The sequence below is a fragment of the Bradyrhizobium sp. IC3123 genome, assembly GCF_020193625.1.
Classification (GTDB): Bacteria; Pseudomonadota; Alphaproteobacteria; order Rhizobiales; family Xanthobacteraceae; genus Bradyrhizobium; species Bradyrhizobium yuanmingense.
The window spans coordinates 1-514 of record NZ_JADYVF010000059.1; the positions used below are offsets into that span (position 1 = coordinate 1).

A 514-nucleotide genomic window follows, 5' to 3' on the forward strand; every position below is an offset into this window, starting at 1 on the left:
GTCCCAGCTCGTTTTTCGATCCGGAAAAACCTCCAGGCTGGGGCCGATGTGGTCTACTCCGGGCGTAAGCCGCCCCATCAGTACCAGCCCATCTTGAAACAGAGACCAAGCCAACCAGCGAGCGCGATTAGAGCGGCAATGTTGATGTACTTCTGAGCGTCCTGCATCATTGCACCGCAATCAAAGGCGCCCCGCAATTCGGAGCAACGTTGATTTGTCACTACCCGTTCCGCCTCTCTGCCCTTGACCAGATCAACAAGGTTCCGGTTTCTGGCGCTCGGTTCATCGCGGGAGCTCGGGGTTCTCCACCTTATGTGCTTTGGCGTGTTCTTCTCGACCTGCGGGACCATGCGGGCGGGATCGGGACCGCCCGGAACGCCCCTGGGGCCGAGCAGCTCACGCGTAATGTCATCCTCGGTTCTTTCCGGCTCGACGCCGTTGATGGGCCGCTGTCGCACGGGAGCGACCTCCTGATGCCCACGGCAAGCTCAGGTCACCTCAGGCTTGAAGGTCT

The 514-nt window shown here is 60.5% G+C and carries 1 protein-coding gene; it reads right to left on the minus strand.

Annotated elements, in window-relative coordinates; translation table 11 throughout:
• Nucleotides 1–77: 77 nt before the first annotated feature.
• On the minus strand, nucleotides 78–458 hold the full coding sequence (locus tag I6F20_RS37610; protein WP_225114829.1) for a hypothetical protein: 381 nt from the start codon (nucleotides 456–458) through the stop codon (nucleotides 78–80).
• Nucleotides 459–514 lie beyond the last annotated feature (56 nt).